At 39.8% G+C, this 26,510-nt stretch carries 29 protein-coding genes and 1 riboswitch; of the genes, 8 read left to right on the top strand and 21 right to left on the bottom strand.

Annotated elements, in window-relative coordinates; genetic code table 11:
- Positions 1-81: 81 nt before the first annotated feature.
- Both glcT and NST56_RS08020 read right to left on the bottom strand, forming a co-directional pair.
- Complete coding sequence (gene glcT, locus NST56_RS08025; RefSeq protein ID WP_026014700.1) at positions 82-948, bottom strand: ptsGHI operon transcription antiterminator GlcT; 867 nt, start codon at positions 946-948, stop codon at positions 82-84.
- A gap of 61 nt (positions 949-1,009) precedes the next feature.
- Positions 1,010-1,975, bottom strand: coding sequence for a LacI family DNA-binding transcriptional regulator (locus NST56_RS08020; protein WP_268446351.1), 966 nt, complete (start codon positions 1,973-1,975; stop codon positions 1,010-1,012).
- Between the two features lie 105 nt (positions 1,976-2,080).
- On the opposite strand from NST56_RS08020, the gene NST56_RS08015 reads away from it, so the two are divergent.
- Positions 2,081-2,206, top strand: a complete 126-nt coding sequence (locus NST56_RS08015) for a hypothetical protein (protein WP_010334030.1) — start codon at positions 2,081-2,083, stop codon at positions 2,204-2,206.
- A 54-nt stretch (positions 2,207-2,260) separates the two neighbouring features.
- Here the strand turns inward: NST56_RS08015 and NST56_RS08010 are convergent, their stop codons facing one another.
- Positions 2,261-3,355: a Xaa-Pro peptidase family protein gene (locus NST56_RS08010; RefSeq protein ID WP_010334029.1), complete on the bottom strand. Its 1,095-nt coding sequence runs from the start codon at positions 3,353-3,355 to the stop codon at positions 2,261-2,263.
- Positions 3,356-3,517: 162 nt separating this feature from the next.
- Here NST56_RS08010 and NST56_RS08005 point away from each other — a divergent pair, with 162 nt between their 5' ends.
- A complete protein-coding gene (locus tag NST56_RS08005; protein WP_229148087.1) occupies positions 3,518-3,733 on the top strand; it encodes a hypothetical protein in 216 nt (71 codons plus the stop codon).
- Between the two features lie 30 nt (positions 3,734-3,763).
- Here NST56_RS08005 and NST56_RS08000 read toward each other — a convergent pair whose 3' ends face one another.
- The 5 genes from NST56_RS08000 to NST56_RS07980 all read right to left on the bottom strand — a co-directional run bounded on the left by NST56_RS08000 (position 3,764) and on the right by NST56_RS07980 (position 9,043).
- Positions 3,764-5,680, bottom strand: a complete 1,917-nt coding sequence (locus NST56_RS08000) for a heavy metal translocating P-type ATPase (protein ID WP_326331295.1) — start codon at positions 5,678-5,680, stop codon at positions 3,764-3,766.
- A 239-nt stretch (positions 5,681-5,919) separates the two neighbouring features.
- Positions 5,920-6,420, bottom strand: a complete 501-nt coding sequence (stoA, locus tag NST56_RS07995; RefSeq protein ID WP_339181219.1) for an endospore biogenesis thiol-disulfide oxidoreductase StoA — start codon at positions 6,418-6,420, stop codon at positions 5,920-5,922.
- 49 nt (positions 6,421-6,469) lie between these two features.
- The gene (ykvU, locus tag NST56_RS07990) at positions 6,470-7,807 is read right to left on the bottom strand and encodes a sporulation protein YkvU (RefSeq protein ID WP_010334025.1); all 1,338 of its coding nucleotides are present in this window, start codon (positions 7,805-7,807) and stop codon (positions 6,470-6,472) included.
- Between the two features lie 117 nt (positions 7,808-7,924).
- Positions 7,925-8,551: a cell wall hydrolase gene (locus NST56_RS07985; RefSeq protein WP_168747618.1), complete on the bottom strand. Its 627-nt coding sequence runs from the start codon at positions 8,549-8,551 to the stop codon at positions 7,925-7,927.
- A 297-nt stretch (positions 8,552-8,848) separates the two neighbouring features.
- Complete coding sequence (locus tag NST56_RS07980) at positions 8,849-9,043, bottom strand: hypothetical protein (RefSeq protein ID WP_010334023.1); 195 nt, start codon at positions 9,041-9,043, stop codon at positions 8,849-8,851.
- Between the two features lie 164 nt (positions 9,044-9,207).
- On the opposite strand from NST56_RS07980, the gene NST56_RS07975 reads away from it, so the two are divergent.
- Complete coding sequence (locus NST56_RS07975) at positions 9,208-9,393, top strand: YkvS family protein (protein ID WP_003232446.1); 186 nt, start codon at positions 9,208-9,210, stop codon at positions 9,391-9,393.
- A 121-nt stretch (positions 9,394-9,514) separates the two neighbouring features.
- Here NST56_RS07975 and NST56_RS07970 read toward each other — a convergent pair whose 3' ends face one another.
- The 9 genes from NST56_RS07970 to NST56_RS07930 form a co-directional block, all read right to left on the bottom strand.
- Positions 9,515-9,805: a DUF3219 family protein gene (locus NST56_RS07970; protein ID WP_268505532.1), complete on the bottom strand. Its 291-nt coding sequence runs from the start codon at positions 9,803-9,805 to the stop codon at positions 9,515-9,517.
- A 494-nt stretch (positions 9,806-10,299) separates the two neighbouring features.
- A complete protein-coding gene (locus NST56_RS07965; protein ID WP_339181215.1) occupies positions 10,300-12,183 on the bottom strand; it encodes a DUF3732 domain-containing protein in 1,884 nt (627 codons plus the stop codon).
- On the bottom strand, positions 12,180-12,680 hold the full coding sequence (locus NST56_RS07960; RefSeq protein ID WP_339181211.1) for a three component ABC system middle component: 501 nt from the start codon (positions 12,678-12,680) through the stop codon (positions 12,180-12,182). Before NST56_RS07960 ends, NST56_RS07965 begins: the two co-directional genes overlap by 4 nt.
- Entirely contained in the window at positions 12,673-13,950 is a 1,278-nt protein-coding gene (locus tag NST56_RS07955) for a hypothetical protein (RefSeq protein ID WP_339181209.1), read from the bottom strand. The genes NST56_RS07960 and NST56_RS07955 overlap by 8 nt, the downstream gene beginning before the upstream one ends.
- A 310-nt stretch (positions 13,951-14,260) precedes the next feature.
- Positions 14,261-14,758 (bottom strand): preQ(1) synthase, encoded by a 498-nt coding sequence (queF, locus tag NST56_RS07950; protein ID WP_339181208.1) that lies wholly within the window; start codon positions 14,756-14,758, stop codon positions 14,261-14,263.
- Between the two features lie 17 nt (positions 14,759-14,775).
- Positions 14,776-15,507 (bottom strand): 7-carboxy-7-deazaguanine synthase QueE, encoded by a 732-nt coding sequence (gene queE / locus NST56_RS07945; RefSeq protein WP_010334016.1) that lies wholly within the window; start codon positions 15,505-15,507, stop codon positions 14,776-14,778.
- The gene (gene queD, locus NST56_RS07940; RefSeq protein ID WP_229148067.1) at positions 15,500-15,940 is read right to left on the bottom strand and encodes a 6-carboxytetrahydropterin synthase QueD; all 441 of its coding nucleotides are present in this window, start codon (positions 15,938-15,940) and stop codon (positions 15,500-15,502) included. The genes queE and queD overlap by 8 nt, the downstream gene beginning before the upstream one ends.
- 1 nt (position 15,941) lies before the next feature.
- On the bottom strand, positions 15,942-16,601 hold the full coding sequence (gene queC, locus NST56_RS07935; RefSeq protein WP_010334014.1) for a 7-cyano-7-deazaguanine synthase QueC: 660 nt from the start codon (positions 16,599-16,601) through the stop codon (positions 15,942-15,944).
- 130 nt (positions 16,602-16,731) lie between these two features.
- Positions 16,732-16,776: riboswitch (PreQ1 riboswitch) on the bottom strand.
- Positions 16,777-16,977: 201 nt separating this feature from the next.
- On the bottom strand, positions 16,978-18,018 hold the full coding sequence (locus NST56_RS07930; RefSeq protein ID WP_010334013.1) for a membrane protein: 1,041 nt from the start codon (positions 18,016-18,018) through the stop codon (positions 16,978-16,980).
- Positions 18,019-18,381: 363 nt separating this feature from the next.
- Between NST56_RS07930 and clpE the strand changes: the two genes are divergently transcribed.
- The 3 genes from clpE to motB all read left to right on the top strand — a co-directional run bounded on the left by clpE (position 18,382) and on the right by motB (position 22,404).
- Positions 18,382-20,481, top strand: coding sequence for an ATP-dependent protease ATP-binding subunit ClpE (gene clpE / locus NST56_RS07925; protein ID WP_339181205.1), 2,100 nt, complete (start codon positions 18,382-18,384; stop codon positions 20,479-20,481).
- A 350-nt stretch (positions 20,482-20,831) separates the two neighbouring features.
- Positions 20,832-21,647 (top strand): flagellar motor stator protein MotA, encoded by an 816-nt coding sequence (gene motA, locus NST56_RS07920; RefSeq protein WP_029441223.1) that lies wholly within the window; start codon positions 20,832-20,834, stop codon positions 21,645-21,647.
- Positions 21,619-22,404: a flagellar motor protein MotB gene (motB, locus tag NST56_RS07915; protein ID WP_029441222.1), complete on the top strand. Its 786-nt coding sequence runs from the start codon at positions 21,619-21,621 to the stop codon at positions 22,402-22,404. Before motA ends, motB begins: the two co-directional genes overlap by 29 nt.
- Before the next feature lie 39 nt (positions 22,405-22,443).
- Here motB and mhqR read toward each other — a convergent pair whose 3' ends face one another.
- Positions 22,444-22,881 (bottom strand): MarR family transcriptional regulator MhqR, encoded by a 438-nt coding sequence (gene mhqR / locus NST56_RS07910; RefSeq protein WP_010334010.1) that lies wholly within the window; start codon positions 22,879-22,881, stop codon positions 22,444-22,446.
- 192 nt (positions 22,882-23,073) lie between these two features.
- On the opposite strand from mhqR, the gene NST56_RS07905 reads away from it, so the two are divergent.
- Complete coding sequence (locus NST56_RS07905) at positions 23,074-24,594, top strand: PAS domain-containing sensor histidine kinase (protein WP_168747611.1); 1,521 nt, start codon at positions 23,074-23,076, stop codon at positions 24,592-24,594.
- A 28-nt stretch (positions 24,595-24,622) separates the two neighbouring features.
- Here NST56_RS07905 and NST56_RS07900 read toward each other — a convergent pair whose 3' ends face one another.
- Both NST56_RS07900 and NST56_RS07895 read right to left on the bottom strand, forming a co-directional pair.
- Positions 24,623-25,054, bottom strand: a complete 432-nt coding sequence (locus tag NST56_RS07900; RefSeq protein WP_339181201.1) for a hypothetical protein — start codon at positions 25,052-25,054, stop codon at positions 24,623-24,625.
- 86 nt (positions 25,055-25,140) lie between these two features.
- Entirely contained in the window at positions 25,141-25,398 is a 258-nt protein-coding gene (locus NST56_RS07895; RefSeq protein WP_010334007.1) for an aspartyl-phosphate phosphatase Spo0E family protein, read from the bottom strand.
- A 202-nt stretch (positions 25,399-25,600) separates the two neighbouring features.
- Between NST56_RS07895 and NST56_RS07890 the strand changes: the two genes are divergently transcribed.
- A complete protein-coding gene (locus tag NST56_RS07890; RefSeq protein ID WP_168747609.1) occupies positions 25,601-25,921 on the top strand; it encodes a YkvA family protein in 321 nt (106 codons plus the stop codon).
- Between the two features lie 39 nt (positions 25,922-25,960).
- Here the strand turns inward: NST56_RS07890 and NST56_RS07885 are convergent, their stop codons facing one another.
- Positions 25,961-26,497, bottom strand: coding sequence for an acireductone dioxygenase (locus tag NST56_RS07885; RefSeq protein WP_010334005.1), 537 nt, complete (start codon positions 26,495-26,497; stop codon positions 25,961-25,963).
- Positions 26,498-26,510: the final 13 nt, after the last annotated feature.

Here is a 26,510-nt window from a genome sequence, read left to right as displayed (position 1 = left end):
GAGAATGGACTTCCCGTTTTTTCCCCTCAATCACTCATGCCTGATCGGATCAGTAACACGTTTTTAAAGGATAAACTGAATTTATGAAATTTTATTGGTTAATCGGTACAGATGAAGCGTGAGATAAACCGCTTCCGCCTCATGAACTGGTTTCTTCAATGTTTGCTGCAAGATTTTAATCAATTTCCAAGCTGTATTGTAGCATAGCGGATATTCATTTTTCAATAACAACATTAATTTTTCTGGTTCTTTAGTCGGTTCCTCTTTTTTAATTCTTTCTATCGTAAATCTGATGTGCCGGATAAGCCGTAAATAGTTGACGCTTTCTTTATTTACTTTCATTTGAAACGAGTCTTCAATCACCTCTACAAGCTGCGCCATCAGCTGTGAGTGCTTGTTGACTTCTGACAGCGGGCGATTCGTCAGAGCTGAATGAATGTGCAGGGCGATAAAACCGATCTCCCCTTCCGGAAGGCAGATTCCCGCTTTTTCATTGATAATGTCAATGACTTCTTGGGCTATCTGATATTCATCCGGATAAAGTGACTGCGTCTCCATTAAGAAAGGATTTTTCATGTCAAAGCCCTGCTGCTGCCTTTTGATTGCAAATGCAATATGGTCAGTCAGTGCAATATGAATATGTTCATTTAGTGAGCGGTTTGTCCGATTGCTGATGTGATATATGACGTCGTTTGAAATATCAACGAGCTTTTCATCAACATAGTCGAGGAGCTTTTTAAACTGCTTCTGTTCCTTTTCATCCTTTAAAATGAACATTTTATCGTACCCTTTATCTTCAATCACATCATCTTGTTTTTTTCCGAAACCAATTCCTTTTCCGATCAAAACTACTTCACTGTATTTATGATGAGAAGCAATTAATACATTATTATTCAGTACCTTTTTCACTGTAAAGGACCCATTCACGATCCTCAGCTCCTTTGTCATTCAATACCTCATATCGTACATAACGAACGGAATGCGCGTCAAACCTTTTTTCATGCTTTCACTAAACAGTCGATCTTTCAATGAGACGGTAATCAAGAACCCTGCTTTCAATCGGCTGACCCTGAATCCTTTTTTCCAGCATGGCAAACGCCTGCTTGCCCATTTCCTTCGCTTGAATATCAATGGTCGATATCCCAAGCAATTGGCTGATTTCATGGTTATCAAAACTTAAGATCGCAAGTTCATCCGGAACAGACACTTGCTGAGCTCTCGCTTCCAATATAAGCCCTGCCGATACCTGGTCATTGGCGACAAAAATAGCCGTCGGCCTTTCCCTCCAGCTGTTCCATTTATGAAAAAGCGCTTTTCCGTCGTTCATTGTAATCGCTTTCTCAATCACCCATTCTTCCTTGAATGTTTCTCCGATCTCTTCCAATGCATCTTTATATGCTTTGATGCGAATATGACTGTTCATGCCTTTTTTTCTCGCTAAGCAAATCGCTATTTTTTTATGCCCTTTGGCGATTAAGTAGTTGAGGCCGTCCCGGAATGCAGCTTGATGGGGAATGCTGATTGTGGAAAATCCCCCCTTGTTTGAATTCTGACAAAGCAGTATCGGGCCTTCCCACTCCTTAAGCTTGTCATCAGACAGCGCCTTCGAACAGAAAATCAATCCGTCAACCTGGCGCTGTTTTAATTGGGACAGTGCAAAGATTTCTTTCTTCACGTCATAATTTGTCTGGAACAAGGAGAGGTGAATGCCCGACTCTGCGGCAGCGTCTGCGATTCCCGCCATCATCTCCGCAAAATAAGGAAGGCTGATCGTCGGCATCACGACACCGATCATGTTTGAAAACCCCTTCGACAGATGCACAGCGTGGACATTTCTTGCGTACTCCAAAACTTCCATTGCTTCAAGCACTCTTTTTCTTTTCTCTTCACTGACATAAGGATGATTGTTTATGACTCTGGAAACCGTCGTAACGGAGACACCGGCTTTATCTGCAATGTCTTTAATATTAGCCATAAATTCCCTTCTTTCTGATTTCCCTTGATCTGGAATGCGTTTCATACAATACGATAAGAACGTACCGACAGATTAGATGGTTTTTGCTGAAAGGAGAAGATTTACATGGGTTTCTTCATTTTAATTGGATTATGTCTGGCCGTTCTGGGCGGAAGCTGCCTGGCTGTAAGACCGCTCAATCAAAAACATGAAGTGAAACCATTTCGGACGTTTGATGATTTTTTTATTTAAAGCAGATAAAAAAGGACGATGTCGAGAACAAAGTCCTTTTTTATCTCTGCCTTGTTACGGCAATATCGTTAATTCCTTCGGATATTGAGTCAGCGTAACTGCCCCCTCTTTTGTTACGTGAACGTCATCTTCAATACGTACGCCGCCGACATCCGGCACATAAATGCCCGGTTCGATTGTGTAAACCATTCCTTCTTGCAGCAGCGTGTCATTGGCTTTGCTCATCGACGGGTACTCATGCACTGAAATGCCGAGACCATGGCCCAGCCGGTGAGGGAAATATTCTCCATATCCGGCTTTTTCAATGATTCCGCGGGCAGTTAAATCGAGATCTCCGATTCTCACGCCTGGGTTGCTAGCTTCTATCGCGGCTTTTTCCGCTTGAAGCACCGTCTCGTAAATTTCTTCCTGCTTCGGATTGATTGTTTTGTAAGCAAAGGTTCGCGTAATATCAGAGCAGTAGCCATCCATAATAACACCCAGGTCAAACAAGACAAAATCGCCTTTCTTTAATGTGGCTGTTCCCGGATTTCCGTGAGGCTGACCTGATTTTTTGCCGAATAGCACCATTGTCGAGAAAGACATGCCCTGAATTCCTTTTTTCTTCAACTCATACTCAATCTGAGCGAGAACTTCCACCTCACTGATGCCTTCACGCAAAGCAGCTGTCCCGACTTCAACACCAAAATCGGCAAGCTTTGCCGCCTCTTTCAGCAATTTAATTTCATGCTCGTCTTTAATCAGACGAAACTGGTTAAGGGTTTCTTCTGCTGATACAAATTGTGCCCCTCCAGCTGAATGCTTCAGTTGTTCGGCACGCGAAAGCGAGATTGAATCCTTTTCCACGGCAAGCGTATGTATGCTGACATTTCGTTTTTTGAGAGCTTTTTCAATGAGCTCCCATGGATTTTCGTGATCGGCATAGCCAATAATTTCGTGATTCCATCCGGCATTTCGGGCCTGATCTGCCTCCATTCCCGGACAAACGAAAAATGGCTCCTCCTCTTGAAAGATAAACAAACCCATTACACGTTCATGCGGCTCTGTATAAAAACCGGTTAAGTAAAATACATTTTCTTTCGTATGAATAAATGCGGCAGTATGCCCCGCTTCCTTCAGCCATGAAGATATGCGTTGTATTCTGTTCATTTCTTGTTCCTCCCTGCCTTTTGCCATGCGTTGTTCTTTATATATTGTAACAGGTTTTACGGGTGTTTGCCTTGCACGGCGACTTTCCTTTATCCATCATTTTATTTCCTGCCGGTCATCTTGTATACTGAGAGGAGAGTGAAACGCAGGGAGTTGTTCCGTTTGCTGATGAAATTTTTCAGACGTAAGGCAGTTGTGCTGTTAACAGTTGTGGGAATTTCCGCTCCTTTTATCGGTATGAAGCTGGTGGATTTTTATTATTACAGCTCTATCATAGGCTGTGCAGCCGGCTTCCTTTGCTGCATCCTTGCTCTCATCATCGTGATGAAAAGGCCAGATCAAGAAAAAAAGCAAAGGAAAGTAAAACTTGATCCATAAAAAACAGCTGTCCATTTGGACCGCTGTTTTTTATTTTAAAAGCCTTAAGCCGTTTAAAATCACCAAGATTGTACTTCCTTCGTGGCCGATAACGCCAAACGGCAATTCCATCAACTGTAAAAAGTTTGCACAAATAAGGAGGCAAATGACTGCGAGAGAAAATACGATATTCTGCTTTACAATCCTGTTCATTTTCCGTGATAAACGGCACATTTTTACGAGTTTTTTCAAATCGTTTTGCATGAGCACCATATCAGCAGTTTCAAGCGCCACATCTGTTCCGCCGCCCATTGCAATACCGACATCCGCCGCTTTTAGTGCCGGCGCATCGTTGATTCCGTCTCCGACCATTGCAATCGTTCCGAACTCTTCTTTTAATCGTTTCACTTCATTTACTTTTTGGTCAGGCAGACATTCTGCTGCAACAGTTGTCATTCCCGCTTCCTTCGCTATCGCTTGAGCCGTGTCTTCGTGATCTCCCGTCAGCATGGCCGTTTTAATCCCCAGACGGCTCAGTTCATCCATGACTTCTTTTGCTTCAGGTCTGATTTGGTCTTTCAGAGCGATACAGCCGGCAATGTGGTCGTCCTTTTTCACAAACACAATGGTGTGTTGGCCATTTTGAATGATATCTGATGCAGATTGGTTCAAAAATTGAGCTGCCAATTCTTCCCCAATAAAGCCTGCTTTTCCGACTTTCCATTTGGCACCCGCCACTACAGCCATTACACCAAAGCCTGATGTTTCTTCGATTGATATGTAGCCTGACTTGTTGATGCCGCGGCTTTCAGCGTAGCCGGCAATGGCTTGCGCGAGCGGGTGGCTGGACTGCTTCTCAATCGCATAGACAGCTTCAAGTACTTCCGTTTCTTCGTATCCTTCCGCAATTTTGACCGTCTCAACCGCAGGCTGGCCTTTTGTTACAGTCCCGGTCTTGTCAAAAGCGATCATTTGCACAGATCCCAGCTGTTCAAGAAATACACTTCCTTTCACCAGCATGCCGTTGCGGGCGCCATTTGATATCAAGGACAGCGCTGCCGGCATGATGGACGCAACAAGTGCGCAAGGTGACGCAACCACCATAAATACCATCGCGCGATAAAAGGTTTCACTCCAGCTCCAGCCAAGTGCAAAATGTGGGACAAATAACAGCAGCCCCACCACGATCAGAACGCCTTTTACATATGCATTTTCAAACCGTTCGATAAAGGCTTGCGCAGGTGATACACTGTTTTGCGCAGATTCCACCAATTTGATAATCTTTCGGAATAAAGAATCTTCGTTTGCTTTTGTAACACGGACGGTCAGGGAGCCGTTGCGGTTAACAGTTCCCGTATATACAGCATCGCCGGCGTTTTTTTCTACAGGCATCGATTCGCCCGTTAACGCTGATTCGTCAAGGCTTGTAGAACCAGATTCAATAACCCCGTCAGCTGCCACCCGTTCCCCAGGTTTGATAACAATCTTATCACCGGCCTTTATATCTGCAACCGGTACCCTTTTGGTTTCGCCGTTTACAATCAGCGTTGCTTCTTCAGGTTCAAGCTTCATTAAAGAAGTTAAATCCCTGCTGCTTTTATTCATCGTGTATGTTTCTAAAGCTCCGCTTAAGGAAAAAATAAAGATTAAAACGGCACCCTCTGCCCAGTACCCAATCAATGCGGAACCCACGGCTGCAAAAATCATTAAAAGCTCAACATTCAGCGTTTTGGATTCAAGCGTTTCTTCGATTCCTTCTTTCGCTTTAGCAAATCCGCCGATGACAAAGGCCAGCAAATATAGCGTTACCGATAACAACTGATGTGCGGAAAGGAGCCAGCCTGCTAAAATAAGAGCACCTGACACCAGGGCTGCGATAAGTTCCGCATGCTGAGTCCAGCTTTTTTCTGGCTGTTCTTTCTTTAAAGGCTGATGCTGATCATGTTGGAGCATCACTTGTTCATCCATATCGAATTCTCCTCCCTAATTGAGAACGTAAATCATCTTCATTTCTCTTATAAAAACAAAAATCGCCGCCCAAAAGGCAGCTTCATCGTTTGGTCATTTCATGATGTCTTTCTTAATTATAGCATGCAGAAAGAGAATTTCAATTATAATTATTTTAATTTCTTTTTGATAATAATTATCATTAACAACGGTTCACCTTTCATTATATGACAAAAAAGCTGAAAGGCTACGCTCTCAGCTTATTCTTTCATCCATTCTTTCAATTGTTCTGCCGTCATCGGCCCCACTTTTGTTTCCTCAATTTCACCCTTTTCATTCAGCAAAAACGAGGTAGGAATCGTTATAATATGATATTCCTTCATCAAATCCCCTTTTGTGTCGAGAACAATCGGAAAGGTCAGGTGGTTTGCTTTGATAAAGTCTTCAACAACTTGCTGATTTTGTTCTGAATTGACTAAATTGACCGTTACCAGCTTCACACTGTCAGATCGATGAGCCTCATAAAATGATTGGAACTGAGGAAGTTCCTTTTTGCAGGGCGGACACCATGAAGTCCAAAAATGAAGGATCGTTTTCTGCCCTTTATTGGGGATGGAGATATCCTCCCCTTCTATCGTTTTCATGAGAAAAACCGCAGGAACAGCAGGCTGTTTATTGGCAGCCTGTGCTGAAAGAGGCAGCCATGAAATCATAGCAAATAAGATTAGGCAAGTAGTGAGGGTCAAGCGTTTCGTCAACATGGAATCTTCCTTTCATGCTTTTCAAATAGCTTGCCCCGCTAGAGATTTATCATCCTTCAATCCGCGGCGTTCGGTTTCCTCCCGTCAGAAAAACAGATACACGCAGCGCTTTGCAGATCGTTGTATAATGTAGGCTCGTCAGCAAAATCATACCTGTATTCATCCCAAGGATAATACCGAGCATTTGAAGGTTTTCCATTGAACCCAGCACATACATCATACTCAACGCAACGAGATGGCTCCACACGTTATGATAAAAAGCTTCTTTGACAAAGCCCATCCCGATTAAACATGCCTGAAGGGGCATCACAAATAAATGGAAGAGAAAGTACGGCCACAAAAGCTGCAAATAATATTGTGCTTCTGGAGAGTGAAAAAACAGATGGGTCAAGGGCTCCGCAAACTGGAACATGATCCAGACAGCTGGTATACCGTATCCAAACGTGATAAAGATCGACTGCTTCAGCCTTTTTAATACGATGTCATATTGAGAGAGAGAATAAGCTTCAGAAATACTCGGAATCATGACGACCATTAGCGAGTGGGCGATAAAAGCAGGAAACGCCCCTATCGTCACAGCCACTCCGGCAAGCATGCCGTATTGATCGATTGCAGTTGTCCCGGCAACGCCCGCGGCCAAAAGCGCTCCTTTTACTAAAAAGGGCTCAATGGCATTGACCACAGCGTGAAAAATACGCAGCCCGGTTGTCGGAATCGATACGGCCAGCAGTCTTTTTCTAACATCTTTCCCGCGTAAATGGATATGCTGCTGGCCCGATACCGCACGTCTCGCCAGAATAAACTGCGAATACAAGTACACAAGCACGATCACATCGCTCACGACAAGGACAAACAGCGAAATCAGCACAGCCATGTCCAGCTCAAACGAGTACCATTGAAAAAAGATGAACAAGCACAACAGCTGAATGATTTTTTTAAGTACATTAGCGATTGCGATCTTCCCCATTTTTTGCACACCCATGAAGTAGCCTCTGGCAATTGACGTAAAGGCGACAATAGGAATCAAGCCGATGACGATTCCTTTGATAAACGGGTGATATGTATCAAACACCGGAATAAAAGGAAGCGCAATACTGGCGGCGGCAGTGGAAAAGGCTGTGAAAACAGCTGTCATTCGAAAGGCGTGCCTCAGCATGCTTTCATGGAGCTTTGGATTTGATTCAGCAATAAATTTAGAAATTGATATAGGCAGCTCCAGGCTTGCGATGACAATAATTAAAAAGATGGTAGGCAAAATACTCATGTAAAGCCCCATCCCGTGCTCGCCAAGCTCGCGCGCCAAAATCATATTCACGACAAATTCAAGGCATTCGGCGAAAAAGGCGGCAATGGATAAAAGAATAATCCCTTTTACAAATCGATTCATGATGTCTCTCCTTGTCTCTTGTACTATCAACATCATATGAGACAAGTTCAAAAATTATTTTATTTTTACTCTTTCTATAAAAAAAAGCACAGCTGAGACGTATGGTCTCTTCTATGCTTATATGGCAAAGACATGCCTGCCGATTTTTTCAATGATTTTCCTTGAGCGAATCCAGTCATCTGACGCCGTTTTCGGGTTATAAAAGAAAAGAGCTTCTGTTTCTCTGTCCTTAGATGACATCGCTTCTTCAACAGCCTCAATTGATTCTTTGTCAGGCTCTTGATTAATGCTTCCGTTTGCGACAGGTTCAAAGGCATTTTTCTGATAAATAACCCCTCTGATTGTATCGGGAAAGCCCTTCTTATCCGTCCTATTCAGCACGACGCTTGCAACAGCGACCTTGCCTTCATAGGATTCGCCCTTCGCTTCTGCGTGAACGAGTCGGGAAAGCAATTCTTTTTCAGACTGAGAATAAGTTTCTTTCTTCTCATTCGTTTTCTCTGATTGTTCTTCTTTCTTTTCAGTGTTCGCTGAAAGCTTGATCGGCTTTATTTTTTTCTTGTCCTCATCAGCAGACAGTGAAGAGAAAGATATGTCTGTGTCATGATTTATATGGGTAAGCAGCTTAGCTTCTTCATGGTTTGTCTTCTTTGTGTTCAGTAGTGAAGCTTGTGTATGTTCAATTTTCGAAGCAGGCATGAAACAAAGAAGAAAAACAGCTAGAGCAGTAAATTTTGTCGTCATACAGTTTCCTCCTTAAAGTGCTCAAAAAACACTTCATAACCTTAACAAGAGATCAAATCAATTTCACGGAAAAAGATTTTCCAACTCTCCCAAACAGGTATCAGGATGGAATATACCGGGTGACGCACTGATTAATGGCAAAAAAACAGCCTCATTTTCTATAAATCTTGTCAATTCAAAACATATTTTTCCACTTTTGCCGTTTTACATTTAATTTACGTATGTTACAACGTTTGTAATAAATAACTACTGTTCTGTCATATATGATAAAAAGGCTTCTCACTTATGAGAAACCTTTTAGCTTCTTGGCTGTTCTAAATATTGAAACACCACATCTCCGCCTTGCTGGGCAATGCCTCGGAAATGCTTAAAATCGTCCTGTTTCGATAAAACGGCTCTAAAATCAAGAAAGTGTTCCTTTTGGACTCTCAGTTCTTTTATTTCACCGGTACGCAGCTGCTCAATCTGTTCTGTTATATCTTCGGGACGCAATCAAAACTCCCCCTTTTCAATCTTTGAACGAAAATCAATATATCATTTTTCCTGCGCCAGGACAATTCCTTAGAACGATAAAACTCCTTATCGCTTTACTTCTCAATGAAAATACTGTTTAATACTTTCAAAAGGAATTATTATGTTTAAAGGAGAGGAAGCTTGTGAAAATCGCTAAGGTCGGAAACGTCATTGAATTTAAAAACGGGTTAACCGGTGTTGTTGAAAAAGTTAATGAGAATTCTGTTATCGTAGATGTTACCATTATGGATAACTATCGGGATCTTGAGCTAGATTCACTGACCGTTGTAAATCATAAAAATTACAAGATCATCAGAGACTCCTATTAAATCCTCCTTCATCCACACGCATTTGCAAAAACTGCTAGACAAACAATTAAACACCTTACATATCAAATTAGCTTTCTCAAAAGCTGCCGGCCGGCAGCTTTTTTCATCAAAAAAACACCAATTATAAATCGGCGTTCGCGTCTGTTTCCGTTATTTCGATATAAAATTCACTCACGGCTCCCGCTTCGTACAGGTTGGTCAATGACGTTGAATAATTTGTGATTTCACCGCGGAAGGCAAGATCTCTTTCCGGAACTTCGACGTTAAATGACTTTTCATATAAAAGCACAGCGATATCATGATAAGCCTCACTGGTAACGTGTAAGGTAAAGGCAATTTTCCGCTTCGGCTCGCTCTCTTCTTGAAATGCAGATATTTCTAACGTGACATCGTTTAAACGCAATGTTTTCACTTTGTATCACTCCTTATCAGTTCATGCATCTTAACATAACGCCGTTAACGTTTACAATGAATCTGTTCTGAACATTATTTTAACCATTTCTTTAAAAAAGACGCCTTTACAAACATACGTTCGATACTTTATAATAAAACAGACGAGCTGCCATCCAGCATCCCGTCTTTCATTAGAAGGTGACGAGTGGCATTCCCCCCGGATTCACTCGTCTTTTTTGTCATTAAACTAGAACGAAATTCATTAGGAAATTCTCAAAAATGTGGGTTGTTCTGTTAAGGAGGTGAATATTTTTTATTAAAGATCATAACGTCAACTAACCATCTACAAACATTTTAAGTATATGCTTAATATCAATAAAGTCCTTATATTTAAGATTCAGGTGGTTTAGTACAATTACTATTCCTCTGTACCGTAACAATCCAAAACACATAGCTGAAGCATTTACGATTCTCTTGAGGATAAATCGATTTCAAATATAATAATTACTTGTATCAGTATGGTTTACCATTTTCGTTAAATCTTATAAGAGCATTACCTTCCCTGAATTCTTCAACTAAGTGAAAATTTTTGAGATCTGCATCTTTCCATATTGAATCAGGAATATGTTCTAATAGAATAATTTGATAATCTAATTTTAATTCGTTGTTAACATAATTCATAAATTCATTTAGTAACTTCATTGCAATTGTAATCTTACCTTTATCAGTATCTTTCACTTTTTCCCAGGGAGTATCGTTTTTTATTTCTTCTTCACCGTAATAAGGACGGCTAGGTTGATCCAATATTAACCATCTTGGAACAAAAGAAGACTTTTGCCGAATAAATAACTCATGTAACCCCAAAAACAAACATATATGTAAAAACATATAATTAGAACTACTTCCAACTCTACTTGGATAAGCTGATTTTGGTTTTCTCAGTTCTAATCTTTTTTCATTATAGTTAAATGCCGACTTAAAACCTTTGTAATTTCCTAAAGCATCTTCGCTCTGAATTAGATACGTATCTATTAATTCATCTAACAAATCTAAAATAGTTTTTTTTCTTTCTTCGTAATTATTTAGCTTTCTAGACGCTTTTTCCAACTCCTTCTCCTTACTACGTATATTTTCTCTCAATACATTCAAATTATCATCATTCATTTTTCGAGAACCAAATATATCTAGCTTCGCCTTCAAATGACCTATAAATATTAATTTTTCAATCTCGTTTGTTGTTGCTTTATTAATGGGAACTTCGATAATCCTTTTATCTATTTCCGCTAACTTTTTTTCATAATCTATCAATTTTTTCTTTATATTAAAATTAAAAGGCTTTCTTTTCCGAATTTCATTTTGTATTGATTGAAATTCTTCAGTTAGACTATTAACCAATAATTTAAGCTCAGGAAACTCGTATATTTTCTCACTTTCTTTAATGAAGTCTATAGGCATTAGACTATCTAGGGTGTTTTTTTCAAGCTCTTTATACTGATCATATTCTTTAATAAATCTCTTGATATTTCTGATTTTTCTTATTAAACTATTTTTTTCTTGTTTAAGGTTGTTTATCTTATCAAAGTTCAAGTTAATATTTTCTTGTTTATATTCTTCTGAAATTTTCATTAAACTGCCTAGGTTCTTTTCATTATCCACCTGATCATAACTTATTAGATTATAATATTTTGCTTTATTTATTAATTCAATTAAATTATCATGAAATATTTCTAGTTCTTTCTCCATATTCGATTCTTTTTTCATTAATCGTTTCAATTCAGATTTAATAACATTAATCTTCTCACGAGATTTAAGATTTTGTTCAGTTTCAATGCCTACTGCTAAATCAAAGACTGTTTCCAAAGCATCTCTATATCTATCAGTATTTTGTTTATCAAAAAATACGTCAGTATCGGTAATTATGTTTTCAGATATCGTATTAAAAATCAAAAAATATCTTAATGATATTTTACTTCCTATTTTTATATATTTTCCTCCTTTAGGAAAAATTGTGTTTTCTGAAATTCCAAATTCCTGTTCTAAAATTTCTTTCAGCTCAGAATCATCTATTTTATAAAAAGGTTGATTTGGTATCTCTCCAATAGGAGAAAAATAGTATTGTTTAGAAACATCTCTATTAACTATACGCCCTCTAGCAATTGTGTAAAATTTATTATTTATATTAAAATTAATACCATACCAAGTAACATTCTCATTAATAATTTCATCAGCTATACTAGGCTTACTCCCAAAAAAACAATAATCAATGATACTCAAAATTTCAGATTTTCCAGTCCCACTACTACCTGTAATTACATTTACTTTATTTTTTTCAAAAGATAACATTCTAGTTTTACCATTTTTTAACCACAAAATTATTTTATTAATATGAAAATTCATATTTTCACCCTTAACTCGAAATAAAGACTATTATTATCCATAGATATTAACTTTGCTATTGCTGAAGAAGCATTAATTATATTATTAGCCCTTTTTCCAAGCATTTTTTTTTGTTTAATTAATCTCGTATATTCATTAGCCTCTTTATTCGGCACTATGTTGCCGTTTTCATCAAATGATACTAATCCTAATTTTATCAATATGAGAAGGGAGTTCATGGATACATCCAACAATGAATAATACCTTCTATTAAAATTAGAAAAGAACTCGGTTTTTTTTACAATTAATTGACCCAAACTCATTACTTTAGTACGTGAATCATTCAAGTAAGAGACTAAAGAATTATGCATTGCAATAGGCAATATGAGCATTACCTTTGCGGGGCTAATAGACGAAAATCTCGATATTACTGAGTATAATGCTATAACCCCTAGAATTTCATTATTATATAGTTCAGTCCTAGCAATAGAATTATATAATGTTGTATATTTAGTCATTATTTAGATACCTTTCTTTCCAATCATACCTCCACCCAATAAAAGGATAATCAGATAAATAATAGAATTTTCCATTACTCAAATCAATATCAAGACAAGTTTCATCTAGCACGAGTTCAATATCTAAAACAGCAAAATAACATTCCCTAGCCAATTTATCTAATCTGTATTTATCGATTTCAGATATACTTTTATTTCTAAGTTCAATTTTTAAATCAGCATGTATTCTCTTAAACACATTTCTCCATTTACTCTGCGCTCCCTTGTTAAGAGCTTGTATTTCTTCCTTTGTTATATCACTATCTTGCAACCACCTCTGTTCGTTATTATACATATATATTTTATTAGCAAATATGCTAATTAAATCATCTTCAAAATCCTCATCTTCTTTACTGATGACTTCTGAATCTAATAATTGTTTAATAAAAGTATAGTCAAGTGGATTGGAAGGTAAAGATTCTTGTCTTTCTATTGATCTAATTGGAAGCTTTTTCGATCTTCCCAATTCATAGTATTTTGTAAATTTATGATAATATGTTTTGAAATCTATGTTTACCTTAGTTCTATTAGACACAGTTTCATATATATATGACCTTAGATTGCTATCAATTGACGCAAAAACATCATCTATTCTTGATTCCGCAATGTTTTTTTCTTTAATTTTCAACTTAATTTCTTCGATTAATGACTCCTTTTTCATCAATATCTCTAGTCTTTTAAGAAAGGATTCTAACCAAGCGTCGTCTTGTACTATTAAAGTAGAAATATAACCATCAACTGTAGAAGCTTCTTTCCCATTTGATGGTGCACTTATTTGTTCCAAGTGGTTTTTAATTTCAGCTAGTGAAGTAATATCATTCTTATACTTCTCAAGCAAACTTAAAAATTTGTTAGTATTAGTTTCACCCTTATTTGTAACTAATAAAAATTTTGTTTTATTTATGTATTCAAGCTGTTTTTTTAAAGTATTTCGACCTTCTATTTTATCATTTATAATCTTTATCCAGTTCGATATTGTCTTCCATAAATCACTGTCCTTCTCAGTTAAGTTATTTTTTTTATCAATAGAATGTTTTAATTGAATTAATATTAGCTCGCCATTACTATGATCAATATGAACATCATCCTTTACTTCGTATCCAACTGTCTGTCCTTCTTGAAGTTGAATCATTTTAAGAAAATAATAATAATACTGGTAATCAAATCCTATAGATTTAGTCTCAGCAGCTATCTGATCTTGAATTGATTTCTCCTTACTTTCATTCGTCAATTGATGAATCACCTCATTATAGTTAATAATCACTTCCATTATTCTACTTTATTTAACAAAATTCAATACAGAACAAATGTCCCCCTAGTATTAAAGCATTACAGCAATATGTCCGATTTAAATTTTTTTGACTCTAAAATATTGAGATTAAAACTAGCTACATAAAATGCTTTGATTATTTAAATACAACGAAAAAGGTATCTCCCTTTGGAGATACCTTAATTACACCGGATATTTGTTGATTGCATCACACTATATAGTGTAGCAATTAGGCCGAGTCAGAGTAACTCTTTTTTTGTGCACCTGCCACTCATCTATTATCCACATTCTCCGGATACAAGTCATGATTCATCATGCGGTACTCGGCCATTTTCTCATACTTCGTGCCAGGTTTTCCGTAGTTTGTGTACGGATCAATGGAAATTCCGCCTCTTGGCGTGAATTTGCCCCATACTTCAATGTAGCGCGGGTCCATTAATTCGATCAAGTCGTTCATGATGATGTTCATGCAGTCTTCGTGGAAGTCTCCATGGTTTCTGAAGCTGAACAGGTACAGCTTTAGTGATTTGCTCTCCACCATTTTTTCATCAGGAATATAGCTGATGTAAATTGTTGCAAAGTCAGGCTGTCCTGTTTTCGGGCATAAAGATGTGAATTCAGGGCAGTTGAATTTTACAAAATAATCACGGTTTACATGTTTATTTGGAAAGGATTCCAGCACGTCCGGCGCATATTCAAACAAATAATTTGTTCCTTGGTTGCCAAGCAGTGTTACACCTTCTAATTCGGATTCTTTTCTTGTCGTCATATTTATCTTCCTTCCTATTAAACTCCTCTTTTGTTGCCCCATAACAGGGTATGCAGCTGCGGAAGCACTCTGACGAGATTCAGCTCCGCATCGGCAGCGACCTGATCAACAAGCGCTTCATATTTTCCAAGTAAATGTGCAATGAGTGATTTGTCATCTGCCGTATGCACATCATCGTTCCCGACTTGCAGATAAAACGGTATTCCCGGGTAGCGTTTGTGTACAGTTTTGGCAAACTCGAGATCTTCATCATTAAAAATGACAACCTTCAAGCTGACAGCATGCTGTCTGTTATTCTCTTTCAGTGATGTCAAAATGTGATCCAGCTTATTAAAGTTCGTCACCATTTTCGAACTTGGCGGTTTAGGTGAAATCGTCAGATCATCGATCAGTGTAAACCAATCCTGATAGACTGTCCCCTGTGTTTCGAGAGCTGCACGGATATTGTTTTCCTTCAGCAGCTCTATCAAAGCATCCAGCTGTTTTAACAGCGCCGGGTTTCCGCCGGAGATGGTTACGTGAGAAAACGCGTCTCCCCCAATCTCCTTAAGCTCTGAAAAAATCTCCTCGGCTGTCATCCAGCGAATATCTTTTTTAGCAGATCCGTCCCAAGTGAAGGCGGAGTCACACCAGCTGCAGGAATAATCACAGCCTGCTGTACGGACAAACATTGTCTTCTGTCCGATCACCATGCCCTCCCCTTGAATCGTCGGGCCGAAAATTTCTAATACAGGAATTCCTTTAGCCATTCAAACCACCCTTTTTCGGACGGTAAACACAATAACTGGTCGGTGTTTCACGGACAAACACCTGCACACAGCTTGGTTTATTCTCCAGTGTGTTTAAATAAGCCTGCACTTTGTCATAAATCGTTTTTGCCACGACTTCAGTTGTCGGCAGCGAATACCGGTCGTCCTTAGAAAATTCTTCATGATCATTTAAAAGCGTATGATCATAGGAGCCGTGAACCAGTTTTTTGAGCACACTGAAATTCACGAGAAAGCCGGAATCGTCAAGCTCATCACCGGCAACGGTAATATTTACGGTATACGTATGCCCGTGCACCCTGCTGCACGCTCCCGCACTTTCACGCGGAATAAAATGAGCGGCAGAAATTTGCATGTCCTTATTCAATTCAAATGAATATGGATGCTGGACCTGTGGATAGATTTGAGATAACAATTTATGCCCTCTCTCCTTTCATCGCCATATATTCATCATAGCCTCTGGAGCGAAGGTGACATGCCGGACATTCGCCGCATCCGTCTGCGATCACGCCGTTATAGCATGTGAGCGTGTTGTTCTTCACAAAATCAAGCGCGCCCAGTTCGTCAGCAAGTTTCCACGTTTCCGCCTTATTCAGCCACATGAGCGGTGTATGAATCACAAATGGCTTCTCCATGGCCAGGTTCACCGTCACATTGCAAGATTTAACGAATTCATCACGGCAGTCAGGATAGCCGCTGAAATCCGTTTCGCAAACGCCCGTGATAATATGACGGGCGCCAATTTGATACGCCAGGATAGACGCAAAAGATAAGAATACTAAGTTACGGCCTGGAACAAATGTTGATGGCAGCTCGCCGTCTTTTGCTTCAATTTCTATATCATTTCTTGTAAGGGCATTAGGCGCAAGCTGGTTCAAAAGTGACATATCAAGCAAATGATTTTTCACGCCAAGCTTATCCGCAATCCCCTTCGCCACTTCAACTTCCTGCGAATGACGCTGATTATAATGAAAAGTTACAGTTTCAACTTCTTCAAATTCCTTTAACGCCCACAGTAAACATGTAGTACTGTCTTGGCCGCCGCTAAATACGACAATTGCTTTTTCCTTTTTCATGATTCCTCTCCTTCTCCGCTATAAAAAACCTCGGCGAGAGACATCGCTACAACTGTTAAAATATAAAAAAACACCTTTCCGGAAAGGTGCTCTAGAAAAACATAAAAAAGGCCGTATCCAAGGATACAGCACGTCCTTAGTTTTTTATAGAGGGTGTAGCTAGAACCTCTCCCGCATATCCACGGATTTTCTTCAATTTTTTCACTTCTGCTATCTTACCATAATGTTGTTTTTCTTGACAATAAAAAGATAGCCAAAAGCCTGTCTCATTTCTTTCGCTTGATTCTTCTACACAGCAAAAACACATCAATTCCTGGCTAGCGCAGAGTCCAGCATAAACGTTTGCTTCATTATTATATACGTATAAACATTTTGACTACAAACTGTGCCGGGGAACCTTTTTACAGACCAAAGCGCCTATAAAGGCCAAGCTCACATAGCCAAACAATGGATAAATGGTTGAAATGAGCTTGCCGTAACCAATTTGACTCGTGATATAAGCCGTAATCATAATTGCCGCAAAGATATATTTACTTTTTATAGGAAGAAAGCTCTTCACTTGTTTTTCCAGCCCATAAAGATTTCCGATCACCGACGTGAACACTTCGCCGAATATAATCAACAAGTAAATCAAATGTACAGATCGCGCAAAGAGGTAAACCACTTGAGCCATTGGAATATCATACAAAAATACATCCGGCAGCATTGACAAAGACAAAAAACTAGCAGAAAGCACAATTGTCAGCATTGTCCCTCCGATGAAAGCGCCTTTTCTTATCACCTGTTCTGAAGACATTTCATTCGCCAGCGGCACCAAAACAGCTTGGGCAAGCGATAAATTCAAAGCGCCGTACGACACCGCTGATAATAGCCAGTCCCATCGATGCGGCCACACCCACTGAGTTGTATTCCGCGTCTCACTGAAAATAAAAGAATCGGCCACCACAACCATAGAAAAGATAATCAAAAGCGGTACAACAAACACATTTACACCGAAAATGCCTTTTACTCCTCTTGTCATCACAATCAAACTTAATCCAATTGTGATCAGCATTCCAACTTGAGCGGACATGCCAAGCTGTTCCTCAAAAAGCGCCCCTGCGCCAGACAGCATGACAGATGTGACACCAAGGAGAACAAACAGCATAAAGACATTGATAATCCTTCCGGCAGCCTCCCCGAACAAGTATATATTCATTTCCTGATATGACTTGGCATTGATTCGCTTTGAAATGATCATCAGCTTTGCGCCTAAAAACGTGAACATCCCTCCGCTTATAATAATACCAAGCAATCCGAACCAGCCGAACTTCAGAAAAAACTCAACAATTTCCCTGCCAGTTGCAAATCCCGCTCCGACGACTGTGCCTACATACACAAAAGCGAGCTGATGTGCAGACCCTTTTGATTGTTCCATTTCTCCCCTCCGAACCAACAGCAGTATTGTCCTTTTAGCCTTTTTATAGCCTATGAGACAAGTTCCTTGAAAAGACGAACAAAACAAGTTTTACTGTGGAAACAACTCAAAAATATTTTTGAGCAAAAGGCTTGAAAGTCAAAAAAGGTCAGAGTATACTATTAATCAAAGAAGGTCAAACCAGCCGTCTTTTTTATTATTCTATTGGTCAAAGTTGGTCAAGAAAGACCACTTTGAGCAAATGGTTTTGAAAGCCAGTGAATCTGGCGTATACTATTAGTCAAAGAAGGTCAATTAAATCGACCTTTTTTTTTCAAGTCAATTGGTCAAAGTTGATCAAATTTTATAAGGGGGTTTTGGCAAATGCGTTGTCAACACTGTCATCAAAACGAGGCGACGATTCGCCTTAACATGCAAATAAATTCTGTTCATAAACAAATGGTTTTATGTGAAACTTGCTATCACGAACTGACTCGTAAACCTTCAATGAGCATGGGTCCTCAATCTTTCGGTTTTCCCTTTGAACAAGCATTCCAGCCGAAAGAACAAAGCGCAGCTAAAGCAAGCGAGAAAAAAGGTTTGCTTGATGAGCTGGCGCAAAATATTACAAACGGCGCTAAAGCCGGTCTGATTGACCCTGTCATCGGCCGTGATGAAGAAGTTGCGCGTGTGATCGAGATTCTAAACCGCCGCAACAAAAACAATCCGGTGCTGATTGGAGAGCCAGGTGTAGGGAAAACAGCTATTGCAGAAGGACTCGCTTTAAAAATCGCTGAAGGCGATGTACCACATAAATTAAAAAACAAAGAACTTTACTTGCTAGATGTCGCATCCCTTGTTGCAAACACTGGCATCAGAGGTCAATTTGAAGAAAGAATGAAACAGCTGATCACTGAGTTGAAAGAGCGCAAAAATGTCATTCTTTTCATTGATGAAATTCACCTTCTCGTTGGCGCAGGCTCTGCAGAAGGCTCAATGGATGCAGGAAACATTCTCAAACCCGCTCTTGCCAGAGGTGAGCTCCAAGTCATCGGAGCGACAACACTGAAAGAATACCGTCAAATTGAAAAAGATGCGGCGCTGGAAAGACGTTTTCAGCCTGTCATGGTACAGGAGCCTACAATTGAACAAGCGATCAGCATTCTGCAAGGAATTAAAGACAAATACGAAGCATATCATGGCGTGACATTCAGCGATGAAGCATTGAAAGCATGTGTCACTTTATCAGCACGCTACATTCAGGACAGACATCTGCCGGACAAAGCGATTGATTTATTAGACGAAGCTGGATCTAAAGCCAATCTGTTAATTGATGATTTAAATGATGAAGATGCAGCTGAACAGCTGACTGCAATTGAAGCAGAAAAAACAAAAGCCCTGGAAGAAGAGAATTACGAATTGGCAGCAAAACTCCGTGATGAAGAAATCGCACTGGAGAAAAAACTGAACAGCTCTTCCGCACATTCCGCCGTCACAGTGGAAGCTGAGCACATTCAGGATATCGTCGAACAAAAAACCGGCATTCCTGTGGGAAAACTGCAGGCAGACGAGCAAACAAAAATGAAAGAGCTTGAAGCAAAGCTACATGAACGCGTCATTGGACAAGAAGCGGCTGTTCAAAAAGTGGCAAAAGCGGTCAGACGCAGCCGCGCCGGCTTAAAATCAAAAAACAGACCAGTCGGCTCCTTCCTCTTTGTCGGACCAACCGGCGTAGGGAAAACAGAGCTTTCTAAAACACTGGCGGATGAATTATTCGGCACGAAAGATGCCATTATCCGTCTCGATATGAGTGAATACATGGAGAAACACGCCGTGTCTAAAATCATTGGTTCACCGCCTGGATACGTCGGCCATGAGGAAGCTGGACAATTAACGGAAAAAGTGCGCCGCAATCCATACAGCATCGTGCTGCTTGACGAGATTGAAAAAGCGCACCCAGATGTTCAGCATATGTTCCTGCAAATTATGGAAGACGGCCGCTTAACGGACAGCCAAGGCAGAACCGTAAGCTTTAAAGACACCGTCATCATTATGACAAGCAATGCAGGTACCGGTGAAAAACAAACGAAAGTCGGTTTCCAATCAGAAGACAGCGTGATTGAAGAACAAACATTAATTGATTCGCTCAGCATGTTCTTTAAACCTGAGTTTCTCAACCGCTTTGACAGCATCATCGAATTCCGTTCCCTTGAAAAAGAGCATCTGGTCAAAATCGTCAGCCTTCTTCTTGGAGAATTGGAAGAAACCTTGGCAGAACGCGGCATCAGCTTGAGTGTTTCAGATGAAGCAAAAGAAAAAATAGCTGAACTGGGTTACCATCCTTCATTCGGTGCGCGCCCGCTCAGAAGAACGATCCAGGAATGGATTGAGGATGAAATGACTGATCTGCTGCTTGACAATAACGAGATTGCAAGTTTTCACGTCACAGTAGAAGATGATAACATCAAAGTTCATGCAAAATAAAAATCAGCGGCTTCCTTTTCAGGAAGCCGCTATTTATGTAAAATCCTTCTCTTGTCCGAGAACTGTCATTCCTTCCCTTTCTTAAGGAGGGATGGAACATGTTTATCTATTACGAATATCTATTTCTATTGACAAAAGCCGTTTAGAGAATCAGATACCCACCAATCTATCGCGGTACCGTTAAAACCCGCGGGCTTTTCCATGCTGAAAAGCCCGCGTTTGTTTATTTCTCCCTTCTATGTATCTTCCTTGAATATTTCATGAACAATTTCACAATGTCCCTAAAGTTCCAGACACTGATACCGATATTAACCATAGACAAGCTAGTAAAAAAGGATTTGGTGAAAATTATGGATAAAACTTCGATTATCGGTATTATTCTTGCTTTTGTTGCATTGAGTGTGGGAATGGTTCTTAAGGGCGTCAGTTTCGCTGCTCTTGCAAATCCCGCTGCCATTTTAATTATCATCGCCGGAACGATATCAGCGGTAGTCATTGCGTTCCCAACGAAAGAAATTAAAAAAGTGCCTGTGCTGTTCCGTGTGCTATTTAAAGAAAACAAACAGCTGACAATAGAAGAACTCATTCCTATGTTCTCTGAATGGGCTCAGCTTGCACGCCGTGAAGGTCTGCTGGCTTTGGAAGCAAGTATTGAAAATGTAGATGACGCGTTTCTGAAAAACGGCCTCAGCATGGCTGTTGACGGGCAAAGCGCAGAATTTATCAGAGATATCATGACTGAAGAAGTTGAAGCGATGGAGGACAGACACCAGGCCGGAGCCGCCATTTTTACACAGGCGGGAACTTACGCGCCGACACTTGGGGTGCTCGGTGCTGTTATCGGACTGATTGCCGCGCTTTCTCATATGGACAATACAGATGAACTTGGTCACGCCATCAGTGCAGCCTTTGTAGCCACCCTTCTCGGTATCTTTACGGGATATGTATTATGGCATCCTTTTGCAAACAAATTAAAACGCAAGTCAAAACAGGAAGTCAAGCTCCGTGAAATTATGATTGAAGGCGTCCTGTCCGTTTTAGAAGGACAGGCACCGAAAGTGATCGAGCAAAAACTTTTAATGTACCTTCCTGCGAAGGACCGTTTGAAATTTGCAGAACGAGAAGGAGAGGCGCAAAATGGCGAGAAAAAAGAAGAAGAAGCATGAGGACGAGCACGTTGATGAATCATGGCTGGTTCCTTACGCCGATATCCTTACCCTTCTCCTAGCACTGTTTATTGTGCTGTACGCGAGCAGCTCGATTGACGCAGCTAAGTTTCAAATGCTTTCTAAATCATTTAATGAAGTCTTTACAGGCGGAACCGGCGTATTGGATTATTCCAGTGTCACCCCTCCTAAAAATGAGTCAGATGGAATCGATGAAGTGGAAAAGGAAAAAGAAGAGAAAAAGGAAAACAAGAAACTAAAGGAAAAAGCAGCTGATCAAGAAGAACTTAAAAATGTGCAGAGCCAGGTGGAAAAGTTTATTAAAGATAAAAAGATGGAGCATCAACTGGAAACAAAGATGACTAAGGAAGGTCTTCTGATCACGATTAAAGACAGTATCTTCTTTGATTCAGGAAAAGCGACCATCCGCAAGGAAGACATTCCGCTTGCAAAAGAGATTTCAAACCTTCTCGTGATTAATCCGCCGAGAAACATTATTATCAGCGGACATACAGACAATATGCCGATTAGAAATTCAGAATTTCAGTCAAACTGGCATTTAAGTGTAATGAGAGCCGTAAACTTCATGGGGCTTCTGATTGAGAACCCTAAGCTTGATGCCAAAGTTTTCAGTGCCAAAGGCTATGGGGAGTATAAACCAGTGGCCTCCAACAAAACTGCGGAAGGCCGAAGCAAAAACAGACGGGTTGAAGTTCTCATCTTGCCAAGAGGCGCAGCGGAAACAAATGAAAAATAGTAAAAAAGGAAGCCTTATCTATCACAAGGCTTCCTTTTTTTACTTATTATGAAACTGTTTTGCGTTTAATCCTACCCTTTTTAACATTTCAGTGCACAGTTCAACTTCTTCTTCGCTTAATACGCTGATCATTTCATCAATCTCAGCTGCATGATCAGGGAAAATATCATCCAAAAGACTGATGCCTTTTTCGGTAATTTGTGCAAATGTTACTCGTCTGTCTGTAGGTGATGCTTTCCGAATAAGGAGCTCTTTTTGCTCAAGCTTATCTACGACGTAGGTGATGCTCCCGCTGGCCAAGAGAATTTTATCCCCTATCTGCTGCAGCGGCTGATCACCTTTATGATATAACAGCTCCAGCACAGCAAATTCAGTAGGATTCAGTCCATGCTTATGAATATGCTTATTCATATGATCATTAATAGACCGATACGCGCGCGACAGCACGATAAATAACTTCAGTGATTTTTCTGTCATGTCTCAATCATCCTTTTAGAAACCGTTACAGAGAAACATTAATAAACAAATACCGAAATGTCAATAAAAATCTTTCCAATATTTCTCTTCTTTTTTATTATTCATGTGAGCAACTTGTTTTTCTTAATTATTTTGGTTATTTTTTCTTATTAAACAAGAAGAAACAATGATATAATACCTCTAATCAGGTGTATGTTGGAGCGATGCAAATTGAAAATACTAAAAGGCGCCTGCGGGAGAATTAAGCTTTATATTGCACTAGTAGTGATTCCGGCACTCGTCATAAGCTTTTTCGTCTATGAAAAGGAAAAAGAAACAATAGCTGCCGAACATAAGCAAGAAGCCAGTGTTATGCTGAATCTTCACCGCAACAAAATAAATTATTTAATCGGCGAAACAAAAGCGAGAATGACTTCCTTGTCTATTGCTATCGACAGACCGATAGATATTAAAAAAATGAAAACTGTTTTAGAAAAAACGTTTGATTCCGAACCAAGGTTTTCCGGTCTTTATTTGCTCAATGCCAAAGGAGATGTCACTGCCAGCGCAACAGAATTAAAAACTAAAGTCAATCTGGCCGACAGATCCTTTTTTACAAAAGCAAAACAAACAAAAAAGACTATCATTACAGACAGCTATTCAAGCAGAATTACAGGCCAGCCGATTTTTACAATTTGTGTTCCCGCGCTGGACGAAAAGAAAAATGTCACAGATTATCTTGTGGCAGCTATACAAATTGACTATCTGCAAAACCTGATTAACTTGCTGAGCCCTGATGTCTATATTGAAGTTGTGAACGAAAATGACAAAATGATTTTCTCAAGCGGACAGGCTTCTCACGCAAAGGATCAAAAACCTGTCAGCGGTTATCTCGATGATATCAGCTGGAATATGAAAGTATACCCGAATCCTGTCTCAATAGAGGAGCTGAGTAAAAGCCTTGTGCTTCCTCTTTCCTGTATTATCGTTTTGCTGAATATTCTTTTTATTCTTGTGCTTTATTATTTGCTGAAGCGGCGGACCCAACTGGAGCGCTCGGAAAATGAGCAGCAAAAATTAGAGCTGATCGGAACGCTTGCTGCCAGCACGGCTCACGAAATCCGCAATCCGCTCACCGGCATAAGCGGTTTTATTCAGCTGCTGCAAAAGAAATATAAAGGTGAAGAGGATCAGCTTTACTTTTCAATTATCGACCAAGAGATTAAACGTATCAACCAAATTGTGAGTGAGTTTTTAGTTCTCGGAAAACCGACAGCTGAGAAATGGGAGCTTAACTCGCTTCAGGATATTATCGAAGAAATTATGCCGATCATTTATTCTGAAGGAAATTTATATAATGTGGAGGTAGAGTTAACATTTTTAACTGATAAACCTCTAAAAGTAAAATGTACAAAAGACCATATTAAACAAGTCATTTTGAATGTTGCGAAAAATGGCCTTGAGTCTATGCCGGAAGGCGGCAAACTCACAATTTCCTTAGGAGCAATTGATAAAAAGGCCATTATAAAAGTGATGGATAACGGCGAAGGGATATCACAGGAAATGCTGGAACATATCTTTCTTCCATTTGTCACTTCTAAAGAAAAAGGAACCGGCCTCGGGCTTGTCGTATGTAAACGGATCGTTCTGATGTACGGAGGTTCCATTCATATAGAAAGTGAAGTACGAAGAGGAACCGAGGTTACCATTACCCTCCCCGTCTCCTCTTCCTAGCCCCCTGACAGTCTCAGGAGGGCTTATTTTATTTTCGGGAACGGGTATTTCCATTCCCCTTGCTTACAGCTCCTCCTGAAAAGAAGAATCGGATCAAACGCAGAAGCATTTTTAAAAGCAAAAAGATGACAAAGAACACCAAAAAGCCTTTTAACCCTTCTGTTGCATCTAAAAACTCCATATTTCCCCGTCCGGTCACTTTTTGCTGAATCTCAATTGCAAATACGATCACAATGATGATCGTTACGGTATAGATAAAGGACAAAGCCGTCAAGCTCCATTTAGAAAGCCATGTAAATACAGCGTGAGTGACAGCGAAAAAGAAGATGCCAAATATCCCAATTACCCAAAAATACATTTCTTTGTCGGTTAATTGAATGCCAAGCACCCCGCATATCGAAATAAAAGCATCATGAAATTGGTTTATCATTTCAGTAATGACTACCGCCAGTTCTTTCATCAGTTCCCTCTTTCGTATGAAATTTTCCCAGAAAAAAAGAGCGCTTCTGAAAAGCTCTCTCTTTATATATGCATCAGATAGCGCCGCTATTTATGTGCATCATATGCAGGCATGACGTCTCTTCGGGGCCACAAGCCTAATTTCTTCACAAGGCCTTGAATTCCTTGGGAATGTTCGCTTTCTTGCATGAGCTGGTGGTATTCGTTCATTAAAGAATCCAGCTCCTGACTGTGTCTGATTGTGTCATGCCCTGTAAATCCCTGCTTACTAGCGGCGTCTATCATTAACTTTCTTTTTTCATCAATAGACACCAGCAATCTTTCTTGTTCAGAAGAACAGCCCATTCAATTCACCCCTCGCCGCTAAGAAATAGGAAACAAGTTTGATTGGGTTATTGTGCATTATTACAGATTATACTTTATTTGTAAACATATTTTTATTAAATAACTTAATTTTTCATTTATAATAGATATATTGATAGGATTAGAAGAACAATACCCAGACGAAGACCATCTTAAACACACCGGCAGGCAGGAGGTATGCTAAATGAAGAAAAAAAAAGCGATAATGCTCGGTGCAGCAGGCGGAAAAGCTATTCTGAAAAGAAAAACCCGCAAAAAATTAATCAATCATATTACAATCTTTTGCCAAATGCTTCGTGATTGGCGAAACGGTGACTATCCCCGTTCACAGATGAAAACACTTTTGCTTCTGACAGCTGCTGTCTTTTACATCATCATGCCAATTGATATGATTCCGGACTTCGTGCTCGGTTTAGGAATTCTTGACGATGCTGCCGTTCTCGGTTTGATTTGGACGCTGATCAAAAAAGAAATGTCCCAATACGAGGAATGGCGTTTACGATAAATTAAAAAGCCCCGCTTTTATAAACGGGGCTTTTTGTTCTTATTGGTTTACGCTGTCTTTTTCATAAATCGGAACCCAGCCTTCAGATGTAACAAAAATCCGCACCGCCACAACTTTGCGATCTTCTTGAAGCGTGAAGTAATGGCGGATATTTTCAGGTACTGAGATTAAATCTCCAGGATTTAAACGGACATCAAAAAATGTGCCGTCCTTGCCTTGAATGACGAAAATTCCGTGGCCGCTTACGATAAAACGGACTTCATCGTCTGTATGGTGATGTTCTCTTTTAAAGTTTTCAAGCAGTTCATCCAGTTTCGGATTAGCGTCAGACAAAGAGATGACATCTTGGGCTTTGTAGCCGCGGCGGGCTGAGATATCTTTAATTTCGGCGTCGAAGGTGTCAAGAATCTGTTGTTTTTCTTTTTCAGACAGGTCATATTTTTCTGATAGCTGTTCAGGGAGCTTAGCGATATTCCATTGCTCATAGATTACCTCTTGACTGTCCAGAAAACTTGCCACTTCTTCTTGATTTTCAATTGTTGTATTCGCCTCATCATGAATTCGAATTGTTGCCATTTGCGGTTCCCCC

The sequence above is a fragment of the Bacillus sp. FSL R5-0560 genome (assembly GCF_037966305.1).
In the GTDB taxonomy this organism is placed as follows: Bacteria; Bacillota; Bacilli; order Bacillales; family Bacillaceae; genus Bacillus; species Bacillus mojavensis.
The sequence above is the reverse complement of the archived record's forward strand: the minus strand, read 5'-3'. Positions and strand labels throughout refer to the sequence as shown.